Source organism: Vibrio sp. 10N.261.55.A7, assembly GCF_002877365.1.
Lineage (GTDB): Bacteria > Pseudomonadota > Gammaproteobacteria > Enterobacterales > Vibrionaceae > Vibrio.
The window spans coordinates 1-24775 of the sequence record NZ_MCWZ01000334.1; the positions used below are offsets into that span (position 1 = coordinate 1).

Here is a 24775-nt window from a genome sequence, read left to right on the forward strand (position 1 = left end):
TCAATCACCATACTGGTTGTGATCGTCAACGTAGTACTGCGATACGGATTTGGTTTTGTTGTCCCGTGGAGTGAAGAGCTGTCTGTCATCTGCTTTTTATGGGCAGTGTATTTGGGTATTAGCTCTTGTTATAAGCATAAGCTGCACATGGGTGTCGACGTAATAGTCGCTATGTTGCCAAGTCAGGCGAAAACACCTTTTAAGCTGTGTGTGTCGGTTTTTCTACTCGCGCTGAATATCTTAATGTCGGTGCTTAGCTATCAGTACCTAATGCTTTCAAACAAAGTGACCCCAGTGATGGGCATGTCTTATTTTTACATCAACGGTGTATTGCTCCTTTGTTTCTCTTTAATGGCTATCCACACAGTGAAATTCATTGTGGATGATGTCGCTTTGCTCAGAAGTGACAATAAGCTTCGACGTTTAGATAAGTAGGTTTTGTTGATGGAAAGCTATCTGCCGATCATTATTCTTTTTGTTTTATTCTTACTCAATGTGCCCATTGCGTTTTCATTGATTGCGTCTTCAATGGTGTACTTCCTTTTTCTCAACGATTCGATTCCCGTCAGCTTAGTCATGCAGCGTTTCATTAGCTCGGCTGAATCCTTTCCTCTGCTCGCAATCCCGTTTTTTATAATGGTGGGATCTGTGATGAATTATGCGGGGATCAGTCGAAGTTTGCTCGCGTTTGCCGATTCGATGATAGGCCATAAAACTGGAGGCTTAGCGCAGGTTAACGTAGCGTTAAGTACCTTGATGGGCGGAATTTCCGGCTCTGCCAATGCAGATGCCGCGATGCAATCCAAAATTCTCGCACCTGAAATGACTAAGCGTGGTTATGATCTCCCGTTTACTGCCGCAGTGACCGCCGCGTCTTCAAGTATTAGCCCGGTGATTCCTCCCGGCATTAATCTGATCATTTTTGCGTTGCTGGCCAATGTGTCTGTGCATCAAATGTTTATTGCCGGTTATGTTCCTGCGTTCTTGATGGCTTTATCACTGATGGTGACCATTGCGTTTATCGCACGAAAGCGTAAATACAAACCTTCTCGCTCAGAGCCTGCTTCTGCAAAAGAGCGTTTTCATTACTTTTTAAAAGCCGTGCCTGCCTTATTGATTCCATTTGGCATCATTTTAGGTATGCGTTTTGGCCTGTTCACGCCAACAGAAGCCGGAGCCATTGCGGTTCTCCTGTGCGTGATCATTGGCGCATTTGTTTATCGTCAGCTTGGTTTCAAACACATTCCGCTGATTATGCGTGAAACCGTGCAAGGGACAAGCAGCGTCATGTTCATCATCATCGGTGCCATGGTGTTCGGTTATTACATGACCCTAGAACAGATCCCACACAATGTAGCGGCCGCATTAATCGAATTAACAGACAACAAGCTGGTGTTGTTACTGCTCATCAACGTTTTGCTGCTTGTGGTTGGAATGTTTATTGAAGGGGGCGCGGCGATGATCATCTTGACGCCACTATTGCTTCCCGCTGTTTTGAACTTAGGGGTAAACCCTGTTCACTTCGGCATCATTGTTATCGTCAACATAATGATAGGTGGGGTAACACCACCATTTGGTTCGATGATGTTCACCGTGTGTTCCATTTTAAAGGTTCGCATGGTTGATTTTGTAAGAGAGGTTGCGCCGTTATTGTTAGCGCTGCTTACGGTATTGATGCTGCTGACTTTCTCAGAAAGCCTAGTCATGTTCTTGCCGAATTTGCTTTAGCTTAATGACGAAAAGCGAAGTGAAGATAAGTTAATTTTAGAGTTTGAGGTGTCGTAATGAATTCGGTAGCGAATGAGTTAAACCAAGATTGGAAACAGATAGACTGGGTAATGACTGACGTGGACGATACCCTTACGTGGGAAGGTCGTTTACCGCCAGAAACCTTGATAGCCCTACAAAAATTACGCGACGCCGGCAAGAAAGTCGTCGCGGTAACAGGGGCATGTGCCGGTTGGTGTGATCACATCGCCCAACTGTGGCCGGTGGATGCGGTACTGGGTGAAAATGGTGCGTTCATCATGGAGAAGAAAGAGGGCTATTTAACGCTTCGTTCCGATGTTCCACTAGAGGCGATCCGTTCGCAGCAAGACAAGCTTAAAGAGCAGGTACTTGAGATCTTGACTGACTATGCGGATCTAGGGCTAACGCTTGATCAGTCGTATCGCTTGTGTGAAGTCGCGATTGATATTGGACAGAATCGCCCACGAGTCGAAGAGAGTGTCATTGAAGAAGTGGTGGCCAAAATTCATGCGCTTGGCGCACACGCAACCGCGAGTTCTATTCACATCAATGCGTGGTATGGCGAACACTCCAAAAAAGCCACGACGATGGCGTTTTTGGCTGAGAAAGGATTGTCTACCGAACAGATACTGGAACGGGCCTGTTATGTGGGTGATTCAATGAATGATCAATTTATGTTTGAAGTGATGCCGCGCAGTGTCGGGGTGGCGAATATCAAACACTATTGGTCTCGCTTAGCCCACCATCCATCGATTGTGATGGACAAACCGGGTGGGTATGGTTTTGCGGAATTTACAGAGCAGTTGCTCGCATTGAAATAGCGTTTGACTGCTTAGCTTGTCGAATGAAGAGGCGATGGTTTGAATGACCGTCGTCTTTTTCTTTATTGGTCGCCACACTTTCTTTATTGGTCGCCACGCTGCCTAGAGAACTGTGACTTAATTTTAGGTTAGCTGTCGCGAATGATGGTTAACAGCAATACAATGACGGCGAATGCATTTGTCCGTTTAATGTAAGAGTGATGACGGTACAAAATAATTGAAAACTCGGTGTAAAGTTGGTCGAATCTAGCCAGTAACTTTGGCATCATAGCCCGTACTTTGTCTTCGCTATTTTACATCAGCGGATACCCGAATTATTGAAGCTGACATGCCTAACTCAACACAGGCAACCTTCCTCTGTCGCCCGAGCGTGTATATTGAACACAGAACATAAATCCGCCTTAATTCTCATATTCACCACCATTCTTGCTGCGTTCGGCTGGATATTTTCAAAGGAAGCGATTCAAGGCTTACCGCCGTTTGCATTCATTGGTTTCAGGTTCTTGCTAGCGTCATTATGTCTATTGCCTTTTTGCTACAAACCTTTGTTCAAGGCCAAATTAAAAGACATTGCTTCTGCTGCCATGGTGGGTTGCCTATTAGCGGGCGCAATCATGAATTGGATCTACGCCATTTCAATCAGCGACACATTAGGCGAGGGCGCTTTCATCGTTAGTCTTTCAATGTTGATCGTTCCTCTGGTGGGGTGGCTGCTATTTAAAGAACGCCCTCAGCGTGCGTTTTGGGTATCGTTGCCCGTCGCCATGATTGGCCTGGCGTTCTTGTCGTTATCGGGAAGTTGGCAGCAATCGAGCAGCCAGTTTTTCTTCATTGGTTGTGCAACCATGCTCGCGCTGCACTTTAATGTGAATAGAAAATACGCTCAGACGTTACCTGTGCTGTTGCTCACCACGATTCAATTGTTCGTTGTCGGCTGCCTAGTGACGCTGTTTTCGTTGCTGACAGAAGATTTCCCAAGCGTTATTGCGCCGTCAATATGGGGTTGGTTTGCGCTAAGTGTGGTACTCGCGACAAGCCTTCGTTACGTCATGCAAACGCTGGGGCAAAAAAGCACGCCTGCTGCCACAGCAGCACTCATTATGATATTAGAGCCCGTTTGGACGGTTATTTTAAGTATCCTTTGGTATGGCGAACAATTGTCATTGGGTAAGCTGATAGGGTGCGGATTCATTCTACTGGCGCTTATCCTATATCGAACTCAAGGTCGCCTGTTTAACGTGTTCAAACGCGCTTAATCTTGCAATCTTGCTTACGCTAACTTTGCCTAGCGCTCGCTAAGTAGGGTCAAAAAAGTTGGCTTAGATTCGTTTTAGTCGGCTTTAAATCGCGAGGCTTCCCTAGCACGGCAGAGGATTTGTCTGCTGAGGTTCGCTATATTCCAATTTTAAATACAAATTCAGCACATAATTCTTAATTTATTTTTATTCGCAAAATAAAGTTAGCGTTGTTGATGTCCCTATTAGTAGACTAGATTTATACGTAGTAGTTTAAATCAAGGAATGACGATGAAAATAGGTGTGATAGGCGCAGGTGCCGTGGGTGTTGGGATCTGTAATTATCTGTTGACACTGGGCAGTGTTAGTGAGCTGGTGGTACTAGACCAAAATCTAGAACGAGCTGAAGGAGAGGTGCTTGATTTTCGCCACACGGCGGCTCTGACCTTTTCGAAGAACACACACATAGTCGGCAGTGACGATTACTTGTCTCTCATTGGTGCTGATATTGTCGTTATTACCGCGGGTGCACAAATCAAACAAGGGCAAACCCGCATGGATTTGGCTGAGATTAATGCCAAAATTGGTGTTGATATCGCTCAGCAGGTTAGCCGAGTCGCACCAAACGCAACATTGATTGTGGTGAGTAATCCATGTGACATTGTCACTCATTTCATTGTAAAGAATACTGACTTCGCGGCAAATAAAGTCATCAGCAGTGGCTGTGTGATCGACACTGCACGGTTAATGTCGATTGTTGCGAGTCGAGTGAACCTAGACCCGAAGAATGTCTTTGGCTACGTACTCGGAGAGCATGGTAGCAACTGTTTCACGCCTAAAAGCCTAATCAGCATTGCGGGTCAACCTGCCGATTATTATTGCGACACCAACCACCTTGCTCGAATTGACGCTGATGAATTACTTGAGTCAGTCAAACATGCTGGCTATGAAATTTTCAAACGTAAACAGAACACTACTCATGGTATTGCCGCGAGCGTGTTCCGAATCATCCAATCGATAAAAATAGACGAACGCTCTGTTCTTCCCATTGCAACCATGATTAGCGGTGAGTATGGGTTAAATGACGTTGTCATGAGCTTGCCGACCATTGTGGGGAAAAACGGTCGTGAATCGGTTTTGATTCACCCATTCACCTCAGAAGAGTTAACCGTTCTAGAAAGTATCGCTGAAACGATCCTGCAAGACGTAGTATCTGTGGCGAAAGCGACAGGCTTGGAACGCTAATAACGGTTTACTGACCAGCGTGAAATTCTGCATCCCTTGTTTTGTCATAGCGCCTTTTGCGTGCTACGTTATCTCTGGTCAGATGAGTTTCTGGCAAGGAGATCGACAGACAAGGGAATGTTTTGAAATTACACACATTGAAAGGTTACATTCAAGCCATTTATTTGGTGGAATACCCAGACAAATTGATGCTATTGGATGGTGCCAGCCGAGCCGATATACCCAAGATTAAAGATTACATACAGCTTGAATTGCAAAGGCCGCTAAGTGATTTAAAGCTTGTAGTCGTTACCCACATGCACCCTGACCATGCAGGCGCTGCTCACTTGTTGCGTAAAGAGATCGGTTGCCAACTCGCTTCCGCAGATAAAGAAAAAGATTGGTATTCTGGGTTTGATGGACTAGCCATGCATTGGACTGATTTGGCTTTAGCAAAGTGGATGGCCAATCGTATGGGTTCGAGAAAGTCGGCTTTGTGGTATCCGCGTCAGTTGAACCCAGATTACAAATTGTCTGACGGAGATGCCATTCCTCACTTTGAAGATTGGCAAGTTCTTGAAACCCCTGGCCATACTGATCGCGACCTGTCGGTCTATCACCCTGAAAGTCGCACCGTTTACGTTGGTGATTTGATGGTGAACGTGAAAAAGAGATTGATAGCGCCGTTTCCTATCTTTCATCCCAATCAGTATCGCCAGTCGGTTAAACGCATTTTTGATCTGCATTGCCACTCTGTACTGGCCGCACATGGTGGTGAAGTGGCATTTGATGACTCTGCTTATCAACACCTTATAGATACCGCACCACGTCGCCCAATTACGCACTGGCGAGTGACGAAAATCAAATTGAAAGGCCTGTTTCGTTCTATCTTCCTATTTAAAAAGAAGAAACCGTCATAGTCACTCGGCGCTCTTGCTGGGTATGATTGCCTCGTAAATACGTCCGGCATACCCAAATCACATAGTCACCATTTAAGTTTCATACTCTCTACCTTTCTGGAGGAGTTAAAGGGATTAATGCCGTATTTTACAACATGAACAACTGGATGAATCACATAACCTATTAATATATCTTGAGTTGTTTAAAAGGTTTAGGAAGATAGGTGGAAAGGCGTTTTGGAACAGTTCTGTATAACAAATGTTGTTCGACTCGCCGCTCACGAAATTGGAAGCACAGAATAATATGATGTGTGCTTCCAAGAGTGATCTAGATTTATTGATAGTAGGCAGTGCCTATTGATTGTATAGAATTACAAATTTTAATAAGGAAACTCAAATGAGACTTATACTTGCGATACTTTTACCTTGGTTGCAGTTCTTTACCATTGGAAAGCCAATAGCTGGGATTATATGTTTGATATTACAAATCACAGTTATAGGCTGGATACCAGCAGCAATTTGGTCGGTATATGCATTAAGTCAGTACAAGACAGATCAGAAAATAAAAAGTGCTTTGGGTGAAGAATAATTTGTAAAACAACGCGTGAAGTGCAACCACTAACGCGTCAGGAACTGGCCACTATAAAGTAGGGAATGGGTTCATCTCTGATGAAATGGAATCATTTGGAGACTATCAAGCAGCAATAGAATGGCTAACTGATCAACACAACAACGTTTAATTCGGACGCCCAACATTTGGCGCTTTATGGCCAAGGTTGGGTTTTGTGTTTTCGATGGAATGGTTTAAGTTAGGTGGCAGTGTGATTCACCACTTAGCAGGAGCTTTAGGATGAAAACAGCAATTGAAGATAAGCATGTCTTCCCAAATATGCGGCTCAGCCATATTGAATTGTATGTCGAAGATTTAGTTAAAATGGAAGACTTCTATACGGATCAACTAGGCTTTGTCGTCACTGATCGCGGGGAAGGTCAAAACGGCATGGTGTTTCTAAGCCGCAGCCCTGAAGAGCATCATCAGGTTGTTCTAAGCCCAATTCAATTGCGGCGCTCACAAGAAAGCCCTGTCGATCATATCTCTTTTCGAGTAAATGCAATCTCTGAACTGAGAACTTTTTATTCCTCTTTAAAGGCGGCTTCTGAAATCAGTTTACAGACTGTTTCACACGGCACGACTTGGTCTATTTACTTCCGCGATCCGGAAAACAATCGATTTGAAATTTTCACTGATACGCCTTGGTATGTTCATCAGCCTTGTAAATTTACAGTGGATCTAGATTTGGCTGATGAAGATCTCATGCGTTTTACTGAGAATGAAATCATGAATAGGCCCGGTTTTTCTCTGGCGAGTGACTGGAAAACGTCACATAAAAAGAACTTGGAAGTTTGTTAGTACTGAATGGTGGAAGCGGCTTAACTGTGGCGTTAACGTTGCCAAAGTATGGTTTGAGGTGTGTGTTCAAATGCACGCCCAAAACAACGGAATATACTCGCCTGCATTACTGCACGAGATGAAAATATGAAAAATACGAATGAGCAGTTGTTGCTCAATACTTTCTCTCAGTTAGTGCCTTTCTCACACGAAGACATGGCACTCGCTTTGCCGTTCTTCACGTTTCAGGATTACCTCCCGAAAGAATACATCTTTTCTAGTAACGAAGTTGTGGCCGATGTTCACTTTGTTCTCGAGGGAGTGGGTCGGTATTTTTACATTGATGAGGATGGCAATGAGCGCAATAAATCCTTGGTCAGAAAGGGCGGCGCTTACGCGAGTATTAGTTCAATAGTGGAGGGCAGCCCGAGTCCTTTTTTTGCGCAGGCTATTACACAGACGCGAGTGGCTTCGGTCAATTATGAGCATTTGGTGGAGCTGTCGAGAATCAATACTCAGTGGGGAGACTTCGTACGCAAGATGTTTGAACGCTTAGTCCTGAAGAAGGAGAAGCGAGAGGCTGGGTTTCTTATGTTGTCGGCAAAAGAGCGTTATCAGCACTTTCTCATCGAGTTTGGTGACGACAGCCTGCACATCCCCCTTCGTCACGTGGCGATGTATTTAGGGATCACCGACGTTACATTATCGCGCGTTCGCCGAGAAATGGGCTTAACATAGGTTAAGGTAACCACGATATAGAGTCGATATGCTCGAGTTTTCTCTGACTGGAGCTACAACATGAAAAAAATACTGCCACCGTTTCTGTTTGTACTATTTGTTTTTGCAATGGGCTTAACGTGTTGGTGGACGGGCTCAAACCATCAATTGCCTTATCCGTATTATCTATTGGGCGTCCCCATTGTTATCGCAGGGCTTGTCCTCGCAAAATCAGGTAAGAAGCTGTTTATAGAAAGAAATGTTAACGTAATGACGTTTAACGAACCCACAGGTTTAGTGACAGACGGGGTCTTCAAATACACTCGAAATCCTATGTATTTGGGCTTTGTTATCGCCATGCTTGGTTTTGCGGTCATCATGGGGGCGAGTCTGTCGTCGTTTCTGTTGACGTTTGTGTTCTTTGTTATCACCGACCGATGGTATGTCTTGTTTGAAGAAAAAATGATGAGCGCCAAATTTGGTAAAGACTATGAAGCGTATTGTCAAAATGTGCGCCGTTGGATCTAACGTATAACGCTCTAACATATCAAGCTCTAATGCATAACGTGCTAGTGCATATACCTTCCCGACCCTGACCTACTTCCTATAGATATCGATTTGGCTGTGGGCTCGTTGTCGCAGTAATTAGTCACACTCGTATTTAGGTACATTAGTGCTGTACAGAAAAGCACGACATGAATTATATCTATAGGGAGTAAATTGCGGCCAACAACTGGCTTCGGTTGACCATGGAAGCGTGGCACTTTCTAGTCTCATGAATGAGCGAAAAGTTTGTAGTGGAAGAGGTTTGTTTAGTTCAGTAGGCAGGTCAGTGCGCATCTTAACTAACGTAGAGTGACATTAACAAAGAGGTATATGATGAGAATTATAACCAATATATGTTCAAGTGACCTTGCGACAAGCAAGCAGTTTTACATCGACTTACTTGGGCTAAATGTGAAATACGACAGTGACTGGTACGTACAACTTTGCTCGCCAGACGATCCCAATATTGAGTATGGCCTCATTCAACAAGATCATGAAATAGTGCCAGAAGAATTCCAACAACCTCCAGGTGGCGTGTATGTGACGTTCGTCGTGTCTGATGTTGAAAGCGTTTATGCTCGTGCGATTGAAATGAAGTTGCCGATAGTTAAAGAGCCGACGAATGAATTTTATGGTCAACGTCGGTTTCTCACAAAAGATCCGAGTGGCTGTTTAATCGATGTAAGCTCACCTTATTAACGGCTGATAAACGAATAGATATCGCGCTTCGCCAGTATCGCTGAAACCAAGTATTGCTGAAACCAAGATTGACCAATAAAAAGGGCCACGTATGTTTATTGTTTCTTTGAGTTACCAAGTCCCTCTAGAAGAGGTTGACCGTTTTGTTCCAGAGCATATCGACTATTTGAACGAGCAATATGCTCTGGGGCACTTCATCTTATCTGGGCGGAAAGAGCCAAGAACAGGGGGCGTTATTCTCTCTACGATACAAGATCGCCGCCAACTGGATGATGTACTCGCGCTAGACCCATTCCACCGTGAAGGGATAGCAAACTATGAGGTGACAGAGATGGTACCCGCGAAAGCCTCTGAAGAACTGGCGTTTCTTGTATAGGTAGTTGTGCATTAGGAGCCAGCAATGATTGAACGATACGGATTCATTGTGAAAGCGGAGAACTACAATTCCAACAGGATAGTACCACTTTAGAGACCTCTGGCTTTTCGACTACAGTGGCGGGTGTCAGCAACGATGAAGAAGCGATGCTCGTCGCCTCAGCTCTCATAATGAGTGGGTGGTCAGTTGAATGGAAAAATCATATCGTCAGAGCTGAATCCCGCTTTTTCAGCGATCCGCAAATACTTATTCATTTTGTGCTGAGGAAGATCGTTGGTTCGTGATAACAACCAGAATTCATCGGCGCCACTTGCGACCATCGCCGTTGAATAATCGTCCTCAATGTAAAATACCACGTAACTTCCATAGAAAGGCCCAGAGAACGAGACATGCAGATGACCGACATCCTCTTCTTTAGCGGGTCTCGCTTTGCCGATAGCTTCTTTCCACTGATGAGATTCCTCACTCCACCCGCTATTCACCACGGTAATGGTGCCATCGTCATCAATGGAATATTGCGTTCTCGTGTGGGTTAATCCTTGTGCAAAGGTGTGATCTAACCTGGCAACTTCGTACCAGGTGCCCATATAGGCGGCAAGGTCAAATTCTTCAACCGGCAATAAGTAGCGAGAAATACTGCTGCATCCAGCGAGAAACGTACTCAGTAAACTAATGATGACGGAAATCTTAAGTGCTTTCATTGTTAACTCCTTGACCGCTGACCTCGATAGTCAAAATAGGATGCATATTTAGCGCCAGATCTGTACGTTTTCTGCTCGATTTATTTGTTTTATTTCGATTCCTGTTTTCACAATTATTCATATAACTTGTCATTTAATAACACAAATAAACGGAATGGATGTAATTTTATGACATAGATGTAATGAAGTTTTGGTGAATAGGTTAATAATTATGGTGAAAATAATACCCATAATGCTTGGAGGCCTATTTAGTATGTCTTTTGAGCTATTGTTGTACCCCTTTAGGGTAGTTTGAATTCGTAATTGATTTACATCATATGTTAATTTTCTTTCATAAATGACAATGCACTCAGTTAAGCAGCCAGGCATGAATTGACTTGGGTGCGAAAAATTAACCGCCAGGAATTGTTATGAGCAAGATGAAGCTAGTCGTAATCGGTAATGGGATGGTCGGCCATCGCTATATCGAAGATTTGGTCGAGAAAACTGATGTGTCTAATATGGATATCACGGTTTTTTGTGAAGAGCCCCGCGTCGCCTATGACCGTGTCCACCTTTCTTCTTATTTTTCACACCACACTGCAGACGAACTTTCTTTAGTGAAAGAAGGCTTCTATGAGAAGCACGGCATTAATATGCTGATCGGTGAACGTGCTATCAACGTAAACCGAGAGAAAAAGACGGTTTATTCAAGCACTGGTCGTGAAATTCAATACGACAAACTGATTCTTGCAACAGGTTCATACCCATTTGTTCCACAAATCAAAGGTAACGAGAGCAAAGACTGTTTCGTGTATCGCACGATTGAAGATCTAAAAGCCATCGAAGCGACGGCGAAGAACTCAAAATCTGGTGTTGTTATTGGTGGCGGACTACTTGGCCTTGAAGCGGCGGGTGCACTGAAAGCATTGGGCGTGACAACGCACGTGGTAGAGTTTGCTCCTAAGTTAATGGCTGAACAGCTCGACCAGGCGGGTGGCGATCAACTTCGTCAGAAAATTGAACGCATGGGCGTGAAAGTACACACCAGCAAAAATACGCTAGAAATTGCGGCTGAAGGGGAAAGCGCTCGTAACGTGATGCGATTTGCAGACGGTACTGAGCTAGAGACTGACTTCATCGTATTCTCTGCGGGTATTCGTCCACAAGACAAACTGGCTCGTCAGATGGGGTTAGGTATTGCGCCTCGCGGTGGTATTGAAATTAATGACAATTGCCAAACCACAGACAAAGACATCTACGCAATTGGTGAGTGTGCGTCATGGAACCAAACGTTCTACGGCCTAGTGGCGCCGGGTTACAAAATGGCGACAGTCGCGGTTGACCATGTAGTGGGTAGCGACAGCACATTTGAAGGTGCTGACATGTCTGCGAAGCTGAAGCTTCTAGGCGTGAAGGTTGGTTCTATTGGTGATGCGAACGGTCGTACTCCTGGTTGTAAGAGCTACGTTTACCAAAACGAAGAGCAAGAAGTTTATAAACGCCTAATCGTGTCTGAAGACAACAAGAAACTCCTTGGTGCGGTCATGGTGGGCGATACGTCTGATTACGGCGATCTTCTTCAGCTTATGTTGAACGAAATCGACTTGCCAGAACACCCAGATGCCTTGATTCTTCCTGCACACGCTGGCGCCGAAAAACCAACACTTGGCGCAGACTCATTACCTGAATCCGCGGTTATCTGTTCTTGTTTCGATGTAACCAAAGGAAAGATCGCTCAAGCGGTTGCTGAAGGTCATCACACAATCGGCGATATCAAAGCGGTTACTGGTGCAGGTACTGGCTGCGGTGGTTGTATTCCACTTGTGACGTCAGTGCTAAATGCTGAACTTGCGAAAGCAGGCGTGGAAGTGAAGAACGACGTGTGTGAGCACTTTGCTTATTCTCGTCAAGAGTTGTTCCACCTAATTCGTATTGAAGAAATCAAAACGTTTGACGAGTTACTAGAGAAATACGGTAAAGGTTACGGTTGTGAAGTTTGTAAGCCTCTAGCGGGCTCTATTCTTGCTTCTTGCTGGGGTGAGCACATCTTGAAGCCTGAGTTGGTGAAACTGCACGACACGAACGACAACTTTTTAGGTAACATCCAGAAAGACGGCACGTACTCTGTCATTCCTCGTATGGCGGGTGGTGAAGTGACACCTCAAGCGCTAAGCGTTTTAGCTGATGTGGCTGCGGAATACAACCTGTATACCAAAGTGACCGGTGCACAACGTATTGGTTTATTTGGTGCTCAAAAAGACGACTTACCAGCAATCTGGAAGAAATTGGTTGCCGCGGGTTACGAAACGGGTCAAGCGTACGCAAAAGCACTGCGCATGGCGAAAACCTGTGTAGGTTCAACTTGGTGTCGTTACGGCGTTCAAGATTCCGTTGGCCTAGGTGTCATGATCGAAAACCGTTACAAAGGCATCCGTACTCCTCATAAGATGAAGTTTGGTGTGTCTGGTTGTACTCGTGAGTGTGCTGAAGCGCAAGGTAAAGATTTGGGTATCATCGCGACAGACGCAGGTTGGAACATGTACGTATGTGGTAACGGTGGTATGAAGCCTCGTCACGCAGACCTACTAGCCGTAGACCTTGACCAAGAAACGCTACTTAAATACATCGACCGCTTTATGATGTTCTATATTCGCACCGCTGCGCCACTGCAACGCACATCGGTATGGATGGAAAATCTAGAGGGTGGGGTAAATTACCTACGCGAAGTGATTGTTGATAACAAACTAGGCATCAACGACCAACTTGAAGCTGACGTAGCGAAACTGGTTGAAGAATTCCGTTGTGAATGGACGGATACGATTAACGATGACGCACAACTGAAGCGCTTCTCGCACTTCATCAATGCGGATGTCCGTGATGAAAATGTTGTATTCGTTACTGATGGCCGTGAACAGCATCGACCAGCAACGTATACAGAAAAGAACCCTGAAGCGGTAGCTGCGAAACATCAAGGCGACATCATTCACGTAGAAACAGTGTAGTTGGGAGACAACATCATGGCATTTACTAAAGTTTGTAAAATCGAAGACATTGTTCCTGGTACCGGCGTTTGTGCATTGGTTAGCGGTGAGCAAGTTGCAATTTTCCGCCCAACAAAAGCGGAAGAAGTATTCGCGATCAGCAACACTGACCCGTTTTTCCAATCCAACGTGTTATCTCGTGGTTTAACGGTAGAGCACCAAGGTGAGCTTTGGGTAGCAAGCCCGCTGAAAAAGCAGCGCTTTAACTTAGTTACCGGCGTTTGTATGGAAAATGAAGAGTTCAGTGTTAAAGCGTATAAAGCGCGAGTGACAAAGGGTTCGGTAGAGATTGCGGCTTAACGCGAATTAATACGCATCTGCGAGCAAAGATTTGATAGTTCAAGGGTTCTAGCCTCCCAAAATGGCTAGAGCTCTTTCCTATCCAATTTTAACTTTTAAATTTATATTTAGGGACATAAACATGAATGATCTAAAACCTGCTGAATTCGTTCAAACCATGATCGATGTTGGTGAAGCAAAGGTGAAAACCAGTACTCGTGATCTGCTTTTACGCGGCGTCATGGCTGGTATCATTCTTTCCTTGGCTGTTGTCGTGGCAATCACAACGATCACGCAAACAGGAATAGGCATTGTTGGCGCATTGGTGTTCCCAGTGGGCTTCTGTATTTTGAGCTTAATGGGCTACGATCTTGTTACGGGTGTGTTTGGCTTAGCGCCATTGGCTAAATTTGAAAATCGCCCAGGCATCACTTGGGGTCGTGTTTTACGTTGTTGGGGCCTTGTGGGTCTTGGTAACCTGATTGGTTCATTGATTGTTGCTTTCTTAATTGCACTTTCATTCACGATGAATTTCAGCGTTGAACCTGGTGCGGTTGGTCAAACGTTTATTAAAGCAGCCACGGCTCGTACGGTTGGTTTTGAAGAGTTAGGCGCGAACGGTTGGATCACGTGTTTTGTGCGCGGTATTCTTTGTAACCTTATGGTGTGCCTAGGTGTGATTGGTAACATGACAGCACGTACTGTTGCTGGAAAAATTGCAGCAATGTGGCTGCCAATCTTCATCTTCTTCGCATTGGTATTTGAACACGCGGTTGTAAACATGTTCCTATTCCCACTAGGCATGATGCTAGGTGCTGACTTCGGTATCACAACATGGTTAAGCTACAACCTAGTGCCAACTATCTTAGGTAACTTAGTGGGTGGCTTACTGTTTACTTGTATTCCGCTTTACCTGACTCATGCTAAAACTGCGCCAGCACTGTCAAACGACACGGCTGAAAACATGGCGCCAGCGTTCGAAGCGAAGTAATCCAATCTGTTGGCCTGCATGTGATGTGTTGGCCAAGAGTCTAGATAGTTTGTTTAGAAAAAAGCCCTGAGTCGTATTACTTGGGGCTTTTTCATGGTCAAAATAATCGCATAATTGTTATATAAAAAACGCTTATAGAAGATTTAGTTATAAATACTGCAATCTTTTTCCTAATTAATGCTGATGTTTAGACACAACAACTGATAATCTTAGTTCCATAAGTTGTAGGGGCTTTATGGAAATAAGCCTCATTATAAAATTCATTTTATTGGCGTTAAAACGGCTCGACTATGAAGCAGTAACGACAATAGAACTTTTGCTAGGAGCACCGCATGTCAGACGTTTTTCATTCCAGTTCTTCTGCTCACCCTTCTGGTTTTGTGTCATTAGTAGGCTCAGGGCCTGGTGATCCAGACTTACTAACCGTTAAGGGCCATCGAGTGATTTCACAAGCTGAGGTTGTGGTGTATGACCGTCTGGTTTCGCCAGAAATTCTCGCCATTGCCAAAGAAGATGCAGAAATGATTTATGTTGGCAAGAAAGTGGATTTTCACTTTGTTCCTCAAGATAAAATCAACCAACTGTTGGTCGATAAAGCCAACGAGGGCAAAAAGGTTGTTCGCCTAAAAGGCGGGGATCCGTTTATCTTTGGTCGTGGTGGTGAAGAGCTTGAAACACTGGCTGAGAACGGCGTGAAATTTGAAGTGGTTCCAGGTATCACGGCTGCGGCGGGGGCAACCGCGTATGCGGGCATTCCACTCACGCACCGAGATCATGCTCAAAGTGTTCAGTTCATAACGGGTCATATTCAAAAAGATGGCACAGCCATTCATTGGCCATCATTGGCGCAAAGTAATAACACGCTGGTTTTTTACATGGGATTAAAGCAGTGCCCTCACATCGTGAAGAGCCTAATCGAGCATGGGCTAGCGGAAGAGACGCCTTGTGCAATCATTGAGAATGGCACCCGTAAAGAGCAAAAAGTACTGACGGGAACGCTTAAAGAGTTGGCTGACCTTTCGAAGCAAGCCGTGAGCCCTGCACTGATTGTTGTGGGCAGCGTAACGGGTTTACATGAGAAATTGAAATGGTTTAAAGAATAGCTATTTCTAGTAGAAAAACGAAAACTATCTAAAAAATGCAGTGTCTGATGACGCTGCATTTTTAATTATGTGCAAACAAACTTTCAAAAAAATACATCTCAAGCACTTTAGTGATCATCATCACTATTCAGATAATTAACTCGTGTGCCATCTGCCTGCTTAATCAATATCAAAAACGAATGCGCTTATCTAAGGTATTGATAAATTGTATCAAATCCTCTCTTCCTATTCATGAAATCATTTATTAACACCATGTAATGTTATTGATGGAAATCATTACAGTATTGTTAACTGTGTGATCGATCTCATAGACTATGGGTATTTGTTATCGGTAACATATGAATGAATGTTACCGATAACAATAATCGGACTATGTGAAAACAAAAGGACCCCCAGATGAAAGCTATAACTAAAACGTTTATCGCTGCCTCGATAACGAGCTTATTCTCAGTTTCAGCGCTTGCTGCAGACTTTAACTTAAAGATTCAATCATCCGATCCTTCCGGTGATCTAAACTATAAAGTTCAGCAAGATTGGGCTGAGCGTGTTGAGAAAATGTCGAATGGTCGTATTGAGGTCGATCTTCTACCTGTTGGTGCGGTGGTGAAGCATACAGAAACACTTGGCGCGATTAAGATGGGCATCTTAGATGGGCATATCACAGCAACGGGTTACTTCTCTGGTAAAGATCCTGCCTTTGGTTTGATCGGTAATATGGTCGGTGCATGGTCTGACACGACTGAGCTTCTTCAGTACATGAACTACGGCGGTGGTAATGAGCTAATGACTGAGCTTTACGCACCTTATGGCGTGCAATTTGTTGGCGCATCGACAACAGGCGTAGAGGCGTTCATCTCTAAAAAACCGATTGATTCAGTCGATGATCTTAAAGGTCTAAAACTTCGTGCTCCTGAAGGTCTTGTTCAACAAGTCTTCGCAGCAGCAGGTGCAACACCTGTAAACCTTCCGGGTTCAGAAGTCTTTACTGGCTTGAGCAAAGGGGTGATTGACGCGGCGGATTACACGGTGTTTTCAACGAACCAAAAAGCGGGTATGAACGATGTTGCCCACCACCCAATCTACCCTGGTTTTCACTCTCTGCCGCTGATCGATATCTCAATCAGTCAGAAGAAGTGGGACAAGATGCCAGAAGATCTTCAAGTGATGCTAAAAGCGTCGGTACGTGACTTCTCTTATGACATAACGACGCAACTGAAGATCGCTGATCAAGCTGCCGTGAAAGTTGCGCAAGCTAACCCTGATATTACCATTCATGACTGGTCTCAAGAAGAGCGCAAAAAGTTCCGTGAGATTGCAAAAGGTCAATGGAAAGTATTCGCAGAACGCTCTCCAAGTGCAGAAAAGGTATATGAATCCGTGACTTATTTCCTTCAGGATAACGGCTTACTTTAGTTCTTAAGCACCATCTATAACGCAGCGATTTCGATACTCAAACGCGAAGTTCAGTAGAGAAATACAGTTCAGAGGGCGGTGTTCGCCCTCTATTTCCTTTTTGGGATATTAGCGGTATGAATGACAATACTCCCGACATTAAAGTCGAACCAGAAGAGCAGCCAAGGAATCTATTGGATAAATGGATTCTCAAGCTTGGTAACGCTCTAAGCTTACTTTTCCTCATCACTGTTGTGATCTCTTTTTATGAAGTTGTCATGCGTTACGTCTTCGATTCTCCAACAACTTGGGTGCATGAGACGGCCTCTTTTGTTGGTGGCGTACTGTTTGTTTTTGGCGGTATCTATTCATTTGCAAACAACAAGCATGTACGTGTTGTGCTTATTTATGACCACGTTTCTGAGCGTACTCGACGTTACCTCAACTTAGTGCACCATACCGTCGGATTAGCATTTGCTGGATTAATGGCCTATTCAGCCTACGTCATGGCAGAAGGGGCGTGGTTTACTCCGTGGGGAGAGTTCCGATTAGAAACATCCGGTTCCGCGTTGAATCCACCTTATCCAGCACTTCTGAAAGGGATGATTTTCGTGACGCTTTGTGTGCTAGTGATTCAATTTATTTTACATCTTATCCAAGAAATTCAATGCCTAAGGAAGAATAACGATGTTTGACTTATCTTCAATGGGGATCGCATGGGGTAGTTTACTCATGCTGGCTTTGATGATCGGTTTACTGTTAACTGGTATGCAGTTAGCTTTCGTAACGGGTTTTGTCGCTATCTTCTTTACTCTCGGTTGGTTTGGTGTTGATGCACTGCCACTTATCGCGAGTCGTATGTACAGTTTCTCTTCTGGTTATATATTTTTAGCCATTCCAATGTTTGTATTGATGGCGGCATTGCTTGATCGTTCTGGTATAGCTCGTGATCTGTTTGACGCGATGAAATCTGTCGGGCGCAAAGTCCGTGGCGGGGTTGCGGTTCAAACTCTATTGGTAGCCGTACTATTAGCATCAATGTCTGGCGTCATTGGTGGTGAAACAGTACTGCTTGGTATTCTTGCGTTACCACAAATGCTGCGCCTAGGGTATGACCGCAAGCTAGCAATTGGCACGACATGTGCGGGTGGTGCATTAGGTACCATGCTTCCACCAAGTATTGTTTTGATCATCTACGGCATGACCGCGAGTGTTTCGATTGGTGACTTGTTTAAAGCGTCTTTCTTACCAGCATTCATTCTAGCGGCATGTTACATCGCCTACGTTTTAGTGCGCTGTAAGTTAAACCCGTCTCTAGCGCCAATTCCAGATGATGATGAGTTAGAAGATCTTGAGAATCAGCCGAGCTACTTTAAAGCTTTGTTCTTCCCACTGTTGTCTGTTGCAACGGTTCTTGGAAGCATTTATACCGGTGTTGCTTCGGTAACAGAAGCCTCAGCTCTCGGTGTTGTTGGTATCATGATTAGTGCGGTGATTCGCAAAGAGATGTCATGGGCAATGTTAAAAGACAGTGCCGTCGCAACGATGAAAACCTGCGGCATGATCATGTGGATTGGTATCGGTGCCAGTGCGCTTGTTGGCATTTATAACCTGATGGGAGGGATTGATTTTGTTGAGGAGACTATCCTTGCGCTCAGTGGCGGTAATCGCGTTGCTACGTTACTCATCATGATGGCTATATTACTGGTGCTAGGTATGTTCTTAGATTGGGTAGGGGTTGCACTTCTGACTATGCCGATCTTCGTTCCAATTATTACTAGCCTTGGTTATGATCCAATCTGGTTTGGTGTCGTTTTCTGTTTGAATATGCAGGTCTCATTCTTATCGCCACCATTTGGTCCAGCGGCTTTCTACTTAAAATCGGTAGCACCCAAAGACATTACCTTGGGTGAGATATTTACCTCACTGCTGCCATTCATCGGCTTACAAATTCTGGTTCTTTCTTTGGTTATTATTTTCCCACAGCTTGCGCTTTGGTGGCAGTAATCCGTAGCGTAACGCAATACCCGTAATAGATACAAAGAGTTGGAAACTGTATTAATAGATTGTCAGCCCCTATGGAAATAGAGGTTAAGGGAAGACTCGTCTTATGAAAAATAAAAAAATACTGGTAATGGGTGTTTCAGGCTGCGGCAAAAGCCTTGTAGGGAGCCGTATCGCTGAGGCTTTAGAAATCGAGTTCTTTGATGGGGATGATTTTCACCCTGAAGTCAATGTGGAAAAAATGCGTCACGGGGTTCCACTGACCGATGAAGATCGCCAAGGGTGGCTAGAAAAGCTTAATGAGATTTTCATTAACCAACCAAGTGCGGTCATTGCCTGTTCAGCTTTGAAACCACAATACAGAGATATTCTGCGCGCTAATAATGAAGAGCTAAAGATTGTCTATCTTCAAGGTAGCTTCGATACGATTTGGAGCCGACATAAGAACCGTGAAGATCACTACTTTAACGGGAAAGAGATGCTGAACAGCCAGTTTGCAACGTTGGTTGAGCCTACAATGAGTGAAGCGGCGTTCGTCGACATTACTCCAGATGTTGAACACGTTGTCGCTGATGCATTGTCTCAACTGCAAAAAGGAGTGAACTAAATGCCTTCTCTAACCTCCCATCATATTGCGATGATTGGCTTAGGTGTGATGGGAAAAAGCCTAGTACTCAACCTATTAGACAATGGTTTCGATGTCGTCGGTTATGATCTAAACGTTGATTATATTCAGCGAGCTGTAAAAGAAGCAAACCAACTTAAACTGGCTGATGAGAGCAAAGGGACATTTACCCCTGCGCCGAATTTGAAGCAGTTACTTAGGCAATTAACGAAACCACGCGTTATCGCTCTGTCCGTTCCTGCTGGCAAGCCGGTCGATTTGGTTGTTGATGGCTTATTGGAAGCCGGCCTAGAGAGTGACGATATTGTCATTGATACAGGAAACAGCTTATGGACAGATACCGAATCGCGTGAATCACACTATAAAAACAAGCTTCGGTTTTTTAGTACGGCAGTCTCTGGTGGTGAAGAAGGGGCGCGAGTGGGTCCGGCCTTAATGGCGAGCGGAGATCATTCAGCCTGGCAATATGTTAAGCCAATGTGGGCGGCCATTGCAGCGAAAGTTGATAACAAAGGCCTGCCTGTCGGTCAATTTGAGCAGGGTGAAGCGTGCGCTGCGTATGTCGGCCCTGCGGGTTCCGGTCACTATGTAAAAATGGTCCATAACGGCATTGAATACGCCGATATGCAGCTTATCTGCGAAGTGTACCACGTCATGCGTGATGTATTAGAGATGCCTGCGAAAGAGATTGGGTTGGTCTTTGAACAGTGGAATAAAGGGGTTCTGAAAAGCTACCTGATAGAAATCAGTGCTGACATTTTACAGCAACAAGACCCTATTACTGGAAAACCTTTTGTTGAAGTCGTTCTGGATAAAGCAGGGCAAAAGGGAACAGGATTGTGGACGGCAGTAAACAGTTTACAAGAAGGTTGCCCGACACCGACTATCGCGCAGGCCGTATATGCCCGAGCGATGAGTAACCAAAGAGACACGCGTCAACAAGGTCATCAACTACTGAAAGGGCGGATTACGAACTCGCGAAAGAATAACAAAGAGGACGTGATTGCCGAACTGCATGACGCTTTGTACTGTGCAAAATTGGTTGTTTATGCCCAAGGCTTTGATCTGCTGAAAACAGCGTCGGATAAACAGGGCTGGCAGCTAGATTTAAGCGAAATATCGAAGGTTTGGCGTGCAGGTTGTATCATCAGAGCTGCATTCTTGCAGGGTATTGTGGTGGCCTATCAAAACAATAGCTTACTGGCCAATTTGTTGTTTGATGGAACGTTCATCAAGCAGATTGAGAGTCGAGAGCTAGCGTGGAGAACGTCCGTTTCGAACTCAGTATTGTATGGGGTACCGGTGCCGGGTATTGGTTCAGCTTTGAGCTACTATGATTCGTTACGCTGTGACGTACTGCCAGCAAACTTGTTGCAAGCCCAGAGAGATTACTTTGGTTCTCATACTTATTCGAGAGTGGATGCAGCAGAAGAAGAGAAGTTTCACCTAATGTGGAGTCAAGCGACTAGGTCTCAGCACAAGGTGTCATCTTAATGGGTGGAAAGCACGGCCATGTTACAGAGGTCGTGCTTTATATTCAGTCTATTTCTTGATGGTGATTTAACGCTGCTTCATGAACGCGATGGCTAGCCCGGATGACACAAATGTCACGCCTGCGCCGATATTCAAACCTGAAACCAGTTTCGGCTTGTTCGTTAACCAACGAGACAATTTCGAAGAAAACACACCCATCAAGCTAAAACCGATTGCGGTCAACAGTGCAAACCACACACCATAGCCAATCATTTGAGCAGTGACCGAGCCCAAACTTGGGTTCACGAACTGTGGCAAAAACGCGAGCACAAACATGCCTGGTTTAGGGTTGAGCGCAGCAGACAGAAAGCCTGTCGTGAAAATCGAACCGATAGATTGTTTCTTGGCTGGCTCAAGTGAAAAAAGATTTCGAGAGCGTAATACCTTTATTCCCAACCAAAGTAAGTAGCCTGCACCAATCAGTTTGACCACATAAAAAGCGATTTCAGAGGTTTGAATTAAAAGCGTTAAACCGAAAGTTGCAGCAACCACGTGAAATAGAATGCCCGCTCCAGATGACATGCCAGACACTAATGCGGCGAGTTTTCCTTGGCTGAGACCACGACCGATTGCGAGTAAATTGTCTGGCCCAGGTGAGATAACCAATAGTAAACACGCGAGTGTATAAGCAATAAAGACGTCGAGAGGGAACATAGTACTTCCTTGTGTTGAAATGAACGAGCCGTTAATACTCGCTCAATTTGAGTGTGTAATCTACGAACAAACTTAAGAATGCATCGCAAAAACGTTTCTAACGTAGGCTATGACTTTTTGTAAATCAAGAGGTGTTTGTTCGGCTGGCGTTCAACGAATTGAGCCCATATATGGCGATAGACACCATGCTGACCAGGGAACGGGGTAAGTTCAAGGGCTTCTTCAATGGAGCACCAACGAAATTCGGTATGCTCATCATTCAAAATAACTTCTTGATTGTCTTCACAGTACACGGCAAAGACAGGGATAAGCTGCATCACATTGACATGAGGTTCATAAAAATTGTCGATGTAGTGGCCGTTATACAATGTAGATACATCGATCTGAGTCTCTTCTTTGAACTCTCGCACGATGGCCTCTACGCCTGTTTCACCTTCTTCTATCGATCCTGCAACGTGACACCAGTATCCGCCTTTCACTCGTTTCATCAGTAATATTTTTGGAACGCCGTTTATGTTTGAGATGGCTACGCCGGAAACGATGGCAGTGCTAAGAGGTATCATTATGTCTTTCCTTTGGTTAATGCTGTTATTTGGGTTGAATGCGCATGGATTATCAGTTCTGGAAATTGCCGCTGTCTATTTGATGAGTTTAAGGATCGTTTTAAATTCGCTGGCACGGCAGTCTTTAACGAGTTCATACAGGCACATTTCAATGCCGGTGGTTTCGATGCCATTCGCTGCCAGCCGATTTAACGCCAGCTGCTTGTTCTCTTCCGTTCGTGATGACACGCAATCACCCACAATCTGTATCGTCAAGCCTCGTTGCTTAAGTGCCATGGCCGTTTGGTAAACGCAGATGTGGGTTTCAATACCGCAGACCAAGAATTGCCTGACACCGCTATTTTCAACGGACTCGATAAAAGAGGGTTCGTCGCAGGCGCTAAAAGTGAACTTGGCCAACGGTGTTTGGGGGGCGAGTAATGTGCTCAGTGCTTCAACGGTTGAGCCCAGTTTCTCGGGGTTTTGCTCTACCCAAATGATAGGGAGATCAAGAGATTGAGCGCCTAGAATGAGCTTTCTGCAGTTCTCAATCATGGTATCGCTATCATGAACGGACTTGGCCAGTTTACCTTGAATGTCGACGACGATTAAGCCGGTGTTTTCCCGTTGCAACATGTGGCCTCCGTACGGTGTTGTGCTGCTTTGTATTCACGTTGTCTTGCCGTTTCGATTATGTGTTTGCCGCTTTTATTCTGGTACTCATGATATGTTGTGGGCCTGACGGGCCGGCGAGATACAACTCTCCAGAATCGATGAACCCGGTTTTAAGGTAACAGGCTCGTGCATTCTGATTCTTACAGTTTACGGTCAAGACAATGTCGGAGTAGTCGGTGTAATGATGATTAAGATAATCCAGTAATTCCGACACCGCTTTTGAGCCGATGCCTTTGCCTTGCATTGTTGAATCAATAACAAACTTTCTCAGTCCAATGGCGCGTTTTGGGCAAAAGTCATTGCTTAAAGGGTAGACGGTATCCAGTTTAAAAAAGCCAACAATCTCGTCATTATATTGAATAACATGTTTGTGAGTGCTGAGCGTGTGATCATTCAGAAACTCTTCGGCTGTTTCTGCAAACTGTGCTTGCCCGTCTAGCAAGGTGATTTTTCTTACGCTTTCACTGTCTGTTTCTTCAAATCGCCTTATTTGAATCATTTAAGTTCCTGCCATTCTGAACGCAACACTGCTAACACTATCGTATCCCACCATTGGTTTTTAAAAAATCGATGTTCTTTGAAATGCGCCTCTTGCCTCATGCCTAACGATTGACACAGCTTAATCGCTGAACGATTTTTGCTGATGGTTTCCGCATAGATTCTATGCACATTGAGCGTGGTGAAACCATAATCAACCAGCGCCAGAGCGGCTTCCTTTATCAGACCGCTTCCTTGAAAGTGTCGCGAAAGCCCACAACCCATAGACGCCTGCTGGTTCTCTTCCAATCGTAAGCAAACAATGCCGATGAACTGGCCACTTTGTTTGTGTTCTATCGCCAGTTGGAAAGCCTTTCGCGGTGTTTCTAGAGATTGCTCGACAAACAAGTGGGTCAACTCTTTATATTTTTCAGGAGTACAATCGGACTCTTCATAGAAACGTTGATACTTCGCGTCTTGAGACAAAGCCACAAAGTCGGCTTCGTCACTGAAACGCATGTCTCTAATGATCAGATTGGGTGTGGTGAGCTGAAACATTGTTTGGCCTATAAGTCGAGAAGGTGACATTCCAATTAGCGGTTTCTTGAGGCTAATGGATGATTGGGGCTGAGTTGTAATAGATCCCAAAGGTTGCCGTAAAGATCTTCAAAAACAGCAACGGTTCCGTAGTCTTGTTCTTGGGGATCTCTTATAAATCTAATCCCTTCAGACACCATTCGGTTGTAGTCGCGCCAGAAATCATCGGTACTCAAGAATAGGAATACTCGGCCACCAGATTGATTGCCAATGAAATTGTTTTGCTCAGGCTTTGAGGCTTTAGCCAGCAATAACGTCACGCCATTTGAACCAGGGGGAGAGACCACAACCCAACGCTTATCTTGCTCTGGTTGGTAGGAGTCTTCGATCAGTTCAAACTTGAGTTTGTTGACGTAGAAGTCGATGGCTTCATCGTAATCATTGACGACTAATGCGATATGAATAATGGACTGCTTCATTATCTTTACCTTATGGGTAGGGTGTCACTATTCCTGAGGGCTATAGGATAAAGAAAATTGAACTTAAGCGCATGGTTTGTTTTGGGGATAGAGAGAGAAAATAA

29 protein-coding genes are annotated in these 24775 nt (G+C 44.7%); 21 read left to right on the forward strand and 8 right to left on the reverse strand.

All coding sequences use genetic code 11. From position 1 onward, the window contains the following. The 3 genes from BCU12_RS22015 to BCU12_RS22025 all read left to right on the forward strand — a co-directional run. Positions 1-435: TRAP transporter small permease subunit (locus BCU12_RS22015; protein ID WP_102406751.1), on the forward strand; the 435-nt coding region annotated here is incomplete at its 5' end. Between the two features lie 9 nt (positions 436-444). Further along, on the forward strand, positions 445-1728 hold the full coding sequence (locus tag BCU12_RS22020; protein ID WP_102406753.1) for a TRAP transporter large permease: 1284 nt from the start codon (positions 445-447) through the stop codon (positions 1726-1728). Between the two features lie 56 nt (positions 1729-1784). Continuing rightward, on the forward strand, positions 1785-2570 hold the full coding sequence (locus BCU12_RS22025; RefSeq protein ID WP_102406756.1) for an HAD-IIB family hydrolase: 786 nt from the start codon (positions 1785-1787) through the stop codon (positions 2568-2570). 128 nt (positions 2571-2698) lie between these two features. Here BCU12_RS22025 and BCU12_RS23370 read toward each other — a convergent pair whose 3' ends face one another. Continuing rightward, positions 2699-2839, reverse strand: coding sequence for a hypothetical protein (locus tag BCU12_RS23370; protein ID WP_157939898.1), 141 nt, complete (start codon positions 2837-2839; stop codon positions 2699-2701). 105 nt (positions 2840-2944) lie between these two features. Between BCU12_RS23370 and BCU12_RS22030 the strand changes: the two genes are divergently transcribed. The 9 genes from BCU12_RS22030 to BCU12_RS22070 all read left to right on the forward strand — a co-directional run bounded on the left by BCU12_RS22030 (position 2945) and on the right by BCU12_RS22070 (position 9656). Continuing rightward, positions 2945-3826, forward strand: coding sequence for a DMT family transporter (locus BCU12_RS22030; protein ID WP_102406882.1), 882 nt, complete (start codon positions 2945-2947; stop codon positions 3824-3826). 270 nt (positions 3827-4096) lie between these two features. After that, entirely contained in the window at positions 4097-5050 is a 954-nt protein-coding gene (locus tag BCU12_RS22035) for an L-lactate dehydrogenase (RefSeq protein WP_102406758.1), read from the forward strand. Positions 5051-5172: 122 nt separating this feature from the next. Beyond that, positions 5173-5949 (forward strand): MBL fold metallo-hydrolase, encoded by a 777-nt coding sequence (locus BCU12_RS22040; RefSeq protein WP_102406760.1) that lies wholly within the window; start codon positions 5173-5175, stop codon positions 5947-5949. Positions 5950-6325: 376 nt separating this feature from the next. Next, a complete protein-coding gene (locus BCU12_RS22045; protein WP_102406762.1) occupies positions 6326-6517 on the forward strand; it encodes a YqaE/Pmp3 family membrane protein in 192 nt (63 codons plus the stop codon). A 261-nt stretch (positions 6518-6778) separates the two neighbouring features. Further along, on the forward strand, positions 6779-7339 hold the full coding sequence (locus BCU12_RS22050; protein ID WP_102406764.1) for a VOC family protein: 561 nt from the start codon (positions 6779-6781) through the stop codon (positions 7337-7339). A 126-nt stretch (positions 7340-7465) separates the two neighbouring features. Next, on the forward strand, positions 7466-8056 hold the full coding sequence (locus tag BCU12_RS22055) for a Crp/Fnr family transcriptional regulator (RefSeq protein WP_102406766.1): 591 nt from the start codon (positions 7466-7468) through the stop codon (positions 8054-8056). A gap of 60 nt (positions 8057-8116) precedes the next feature. Further along, positions 8117-8563 carry an isoprenylcysteine carboxylmethyltransferase family protein gene (locus tag BCU12_RS22060; RefSeq protein ID WP_102406768.1) on the forward strand — a complete coding sequence of 149 codons (447 nt, stop codon included), beginning with the start codon at positions 8117-8119 and terminating at the stop codon, positions 8561-8563. Positions 8564-8911: 348 nt separating this feature from the next. After that, positions 8912-9280 (forward strand): VOC family protein, encoded by a 369-nt coding sequence (locus tag BCU12_RS22065; protein ID WP_241909893.1) that lies wholly within the window; start codon positions 8912-8914, stop codon positions 9278-9280. 91 nt (positions 9281-9371) lie between these two features. Then, positions 9372-9656, forward strand: coding sequence for a YciI family protein (locus tag BCU12_RS22070; protein ID WP_102406772.1), 285 nt, complete (start codon positions 9372-9374; stop codon positions 9654-9656). A 182-nt stretch (positions 9657-9838) separates the two neighbouring features. On the opposite strand, the gene BCU12_RS22075 is transcribed toward BCU12_RS22070, so the two are convergent. Further along, entirely contained in the window at positions 9839-10357 is a 519-nt protein-coding gene (locus BCU12_RS22075) for a lipocalin family protein (RefSeq protein ID WP_102406774.1), read from the reverse strand. Positions 10358-10767: 410 nt separating this feature from the next. On the opposite strand from BCU12_RS22075, the gene nirB reads away from it, so the two are divergent. The 9 genes from nirB (at position 10768) to gndA (ending at position 21268) form a co-directional block, all read left to right on the forward strand. Beyond that, positions 10768-13341, forward strand: coding sequence for a nitrite reductase large subunit NirB (gene nirB / locus BCU12_RS22080; protein ID WP_102406776.1), 2574 nt, complete (start codon positions 10768-10770; stop codon positions 13339-13341). A 15-nt stretch (positions 13342-13356) separates the two neighbouring features. Further along, positions 13357-13680, forward strand: a complete 324-nt coding sequence (nirD, locus tag BCU12_RS22085) for a nitrite reductase small subunit NirD (protein ID WP_102406778.1) — start codon at positions 13357-13359, stop codon at positions 13678-13680. Between the two features lie 121 nt (positions 13681-13801). Further along, the gene (locus BCU12_RS22090) at positions 13802-14650 is read left to right on the forward strand and encodes a formate/nitrite transporter family protein (RefSeq protein WP_102406780.1); all 849 of its coding nucleotides are present in this window, start codon (positions 13802-13804) and stop codon (positions 14648-14650) included. 332 nt (positions 14651-14982) lie between these two features. Next, a complete protein-coding gene (gene cobA / locus BCU12_RS22095) occupies positions 14983-15753 on the forward strand; it encodes a uroporphyrinogen-III C-methyltransferase (protein WP_102406782.1) in 771 nt (256 codons plus the stop codon). 396 nt (positions 15754-16149) lie between these two features. Then, positions 16150-17166 carry a TRAP transporter substrate-binding protein gene (locus BCU12_RS22100; RefSeq protein ID WP_102406784.1) on the forward strand — a complete coding sequence of 339 codons (1017 nt, stop codon included), beginning with the start codon at positions 16150-16152 and terminating at the stop codon, positions 17164-17166. Positions 17167-17282: 116 nt separating this feature from the next. Next, positions 17283-17840 carry a TRAP transporter small permease subunit gene (locus BCU12_RS22105; protein WP_102406786.1) on the forward strand — a complete coding sequence of 186 codons (558 nt, stop codon included), beginning with the start codon at positions 17283-17285 and terminating at the stop codon, positions 17838-17840. Continuing rightward, the gene (locus BCU12_RS22110; RefSeq protein WP_102406788.1) at positions 17833-19152 is read left to right on the forward strand and encodes a TRAP transporter large permease subunit; all 1320 of its coding nucleotides are present in this window, start codon (positions 17833-17835) and stop codon (positions 19150-19152) included. Before BCU12_RS22105 ends, BCU12_RS22110 begins: the two co-directional genes overlap by 8 nt. 103 nt (positions 19153-19255) lie before the next feature. Continuing rightward, positions 19256-19756, forward strand: a complete 501-nt coding sequence (locus BCU12_RS22115) for a gluconokinase (protein ID WP_102406790.1) — start codon at positions 19256-19258, stop codon at positions 19754-19756. Beyond that, positions 19757-21268 carry an NADP-dependent phosphogluconate dehydrogenase gene (gene gndA / locus BCU12_RS22120; protein ID WP_102406792.1) on the forward strand — a complete coding sequence of 504 codons (1512 nt, stop codon included), beginning with the start codon at positions 19757-19759 and terminating at the stop codon, positions 21266-21268. Positions 21269-21334: 66 nt separating this feature from the next. Here the strand turns inward: gndA and BCU12_RS22125 are convergent, their stop codons facing one another. From BCU12_RS22125 to BCU12_RS22150, 6 genes are all read right to left on the reverse strand, one after another. Then, on the reverse strand, positions 21335-21961 hold the full coding sequence (locus BCU12_RS22125) for a LysE family translocator (RefSeq protein WP_102406794.1): 627 nt from the start codon (positions 21959-21961) through the stop codon (positions 21335-21337). Between the two features lie 107 nt (positions 21962-22068). After that, the gene (locus BCU12_RS22130) at positions 22069-22524 is read right to left on the reverse strand and encodes an NUDIX domain-containing protein (RefSeq protein ID WP_102406796.1); all 456 of its coding nucleotides are present in this window, start codon (positions 22522-22524) and stop codon (positions 22069-22071) included. Between the two features lie 75 nt (positions 22525-22599). After that, positions 22600-23139 (reverse strand): hydrolase, encoded by a 540-nt coding sequence (locus BCU12_RS22135; protein ID WP_102406797.1) that lies wholly within the window; start codon positions 23137-23139, stop codon positions 22600-22602. Positions 23140-23194: 55 nt separating this feature from the next. Beyond that, entirely contained in the window at positions 23195-23677 is a 483-nt protein-coding gene (locus tag BCU12_RS22140; protein ID WP_102406799.1) for a GNAT family N-acetyltransferase, read from the reverse strand. Beyond that, on the reverse strand, positions 23674-24213 hold the full coding sequence (locus BCU12_RS22145) for a GNAT family protein (protein ID WP_102406801.1): 540 nt from the start codon (positions 24211-24213) through the stop codon (positions 23674-23676). Before BCU12_RS22145 ends, BCU12_RS22140 begins: the two co-directional genes overlap by 4 nt. 35 nt (positions 24214-24248) lie before the next feature. Beyond that, positions 24249-24671 carry a VOC family protein gene (locus BCU12_RS22150; RefSeq protein ID WP_102406803.1) on the reverse strand — a complete coding sequence of 141 codons (423 nt, stop codon included), beginning with the start codon at positions 24669-24671 and terminating at the stop codon, positions 24249-24251. Positions 24672-24775 lie beyond the last annotated feature (104 nt).

Bases quoted from the DNA above. Each gene is read 5' to 3' on its own strand.
- BCU12_RS22020 (WP_102406753.1), top strand. From the start codon at position 445: ATGGAAAGCTATCTGCCGATCATTATTCTTTTTGTTTTATTCTTACTC.
- BCU12_RS22025 (WP_102406756.1), top strand. From the start codon at position 1,785: ATGAATTCGGTAGCGAATGAGTTAAACCAAGATTGGAAACAGATAGAC.
- BCU12_RS23370 (WP_157939898.1), bottom strand. From the start codon at position 2,839: ATGATGCCAAAGTTACTGGCTAGATTCGACCAACTTTACACCGAGTTT.
- BCU12_RS22035 (WP_102406758.1), top strand. From the start codon at position 4,097: ATGAAAATAGGTGTGATAGGCGCAGGTGCCGTGGGTGTTGGGATCTGT.
- BCU12_RS22045 (WP_102406762.1), top strand. From the start codon at position 6,326: ATGAGACTTATACTTGCGATACTTTTACCTTGGTTGCAGTTCTTTACC.
- BCU12_RS22050 (WP_102406764.1), top strand. From the start codon at position 6,779: ATGAAAACAGCAATTGAAGATAAGCATGTCTTCCCAAATATGCGGCTC.
- BCU12_RS22055 (WP_102406766.1), top strand. From the start codon at position 7,466: ATGAAAAATACGAATGAGCAGTTGTTGCTCAATACTTTCTCTCAGTTA.
- BCU12_RS22060 (WP_102406768.1), top strand. From the start codon at position 8,117: ATGAAAAAAATACTGCCACCGTTTCTGTTTGTACTATTTGTTTTTGCA.
- BCU12_RS22065 (WP_241909893.1), top strand. From the start codon at position 8,912: ATGATGAGAATTATAACCAATATATGTTCAAGTGACCTTGCGACAAGC.
- BCU12_RS22070 (WP_102406772.1), top strand. From the start codon at position 9,372: ATGTTTATTGTTTCTTTGAGTTACCAAGTCCCTCTAGAAGAGGTTGAC.
- BCU12_RS22075 (WP_102406774.1), bottom strand. From the start codon at position 10,357: ATGAAAGCACTTAAGATTTCCGTCATCATTAGTTTACTGAGTACGTTT.
- nirB (WP_102406776.1), top strand. From the start codon at position 10,768: ATGAGCAAGATGAAGCTAGTCGTAATCGGTAATGGGATGGTCGGCCAT.
- nirD (WP_102406778.1), top strand. From the start codon at position 13,357: ATGGCATTTACTAAAGTTTGTAAAATCGAAGACATTGTTCCTGGTACC.
- BCU12_RS22090 (WP_102406780.1), top strand. From the start codon at position 13,802: ATGAATGATCTAAAACCTGCTGAATTCGTTCAAACCATGATCGATGTT.
- cobA (WP_102406782.1), top strand. From the start codon at position 14,983: ATGTCAGACGTTTTTCATTCCAGTTCTTCTGCTCACCCTTCTGGTTTT.
- BCU12_RS22100 (WP_102406784.1), top strand. From the start codon at position 16,150: ATGAAAGCTATAACTAAAACGTTTATCGCTGCCTCGATAACGAGCTTA.
- BCU12_RS22105 (WP_102406786.1), top strand. From the start codon at position 17,283: ATGAATGACAATACTCCCGACATTAAAGTCGAACCAGAAGAGCAGCCA.
- BCU12_RS22110 (WP_102406788.1), top strand. From the start codon at position 17,833: ATGTTTGACTTATCTTCAATGGGGATCGCATGGGGTAGTTTACTCATG.
- BCU12_RS22115 (WP_102406790.1), top strand. From the start codon at position 19,256: ATGAAAAATAAAAAAATACTGGTAATGGGTGTTTCAGGCTGCGGCAAA.
- gndA (WP_102406792.1), top strand. From the start codon at position 19,757: ATGCCTTCTCTAACCTCCCATCATATTGCGATGATTGGCTTAGGTGTG.
- BCU12_RS22125 (WP_102406794.1), bottom strand. From the start codon at position 21,961: ATGTTCCCTCTCGACGTCTTTATTGCTTATACACTCGCGTGTTTACTA.
- BCU12_RS22130 (WP_102406796.1), bottom strand. From the start codon at position 22,524: ATGATACCTCTTAGCACTGCCATCGTTTCCGGCGTAGCCATCTCAAAC.
- BCU12_RS22135 (WP_102406797.1), bottom strand. From the start codon at position 23,139: ATGTTGCAACGGGAAAACACCGGCTTAATCGTCGTCGACATTCAAGGT.
- BCU12_RS22140 (WP_102406799.1), bottom strand. From the start codon at position 23,677: ATGATTCAAATAAGGCGATTTGAAGAAACAGACAGTGAAAGCGTAAGA.
- BCU12_RS22145 (WP_102406801.1), bottom strand. From the start codon at position 24,213: ATGTTTCAGCTCACCACACCCAATCTGATCATTAGAGACATGCGTTTC.
- BCU12_RS22150 (WP_102406803.1), bottom strand. From the start codon at position 24,671: ATGAAGCAGTCCATTATTCATATCGCATTAGTCGTCAATGATTACGAT.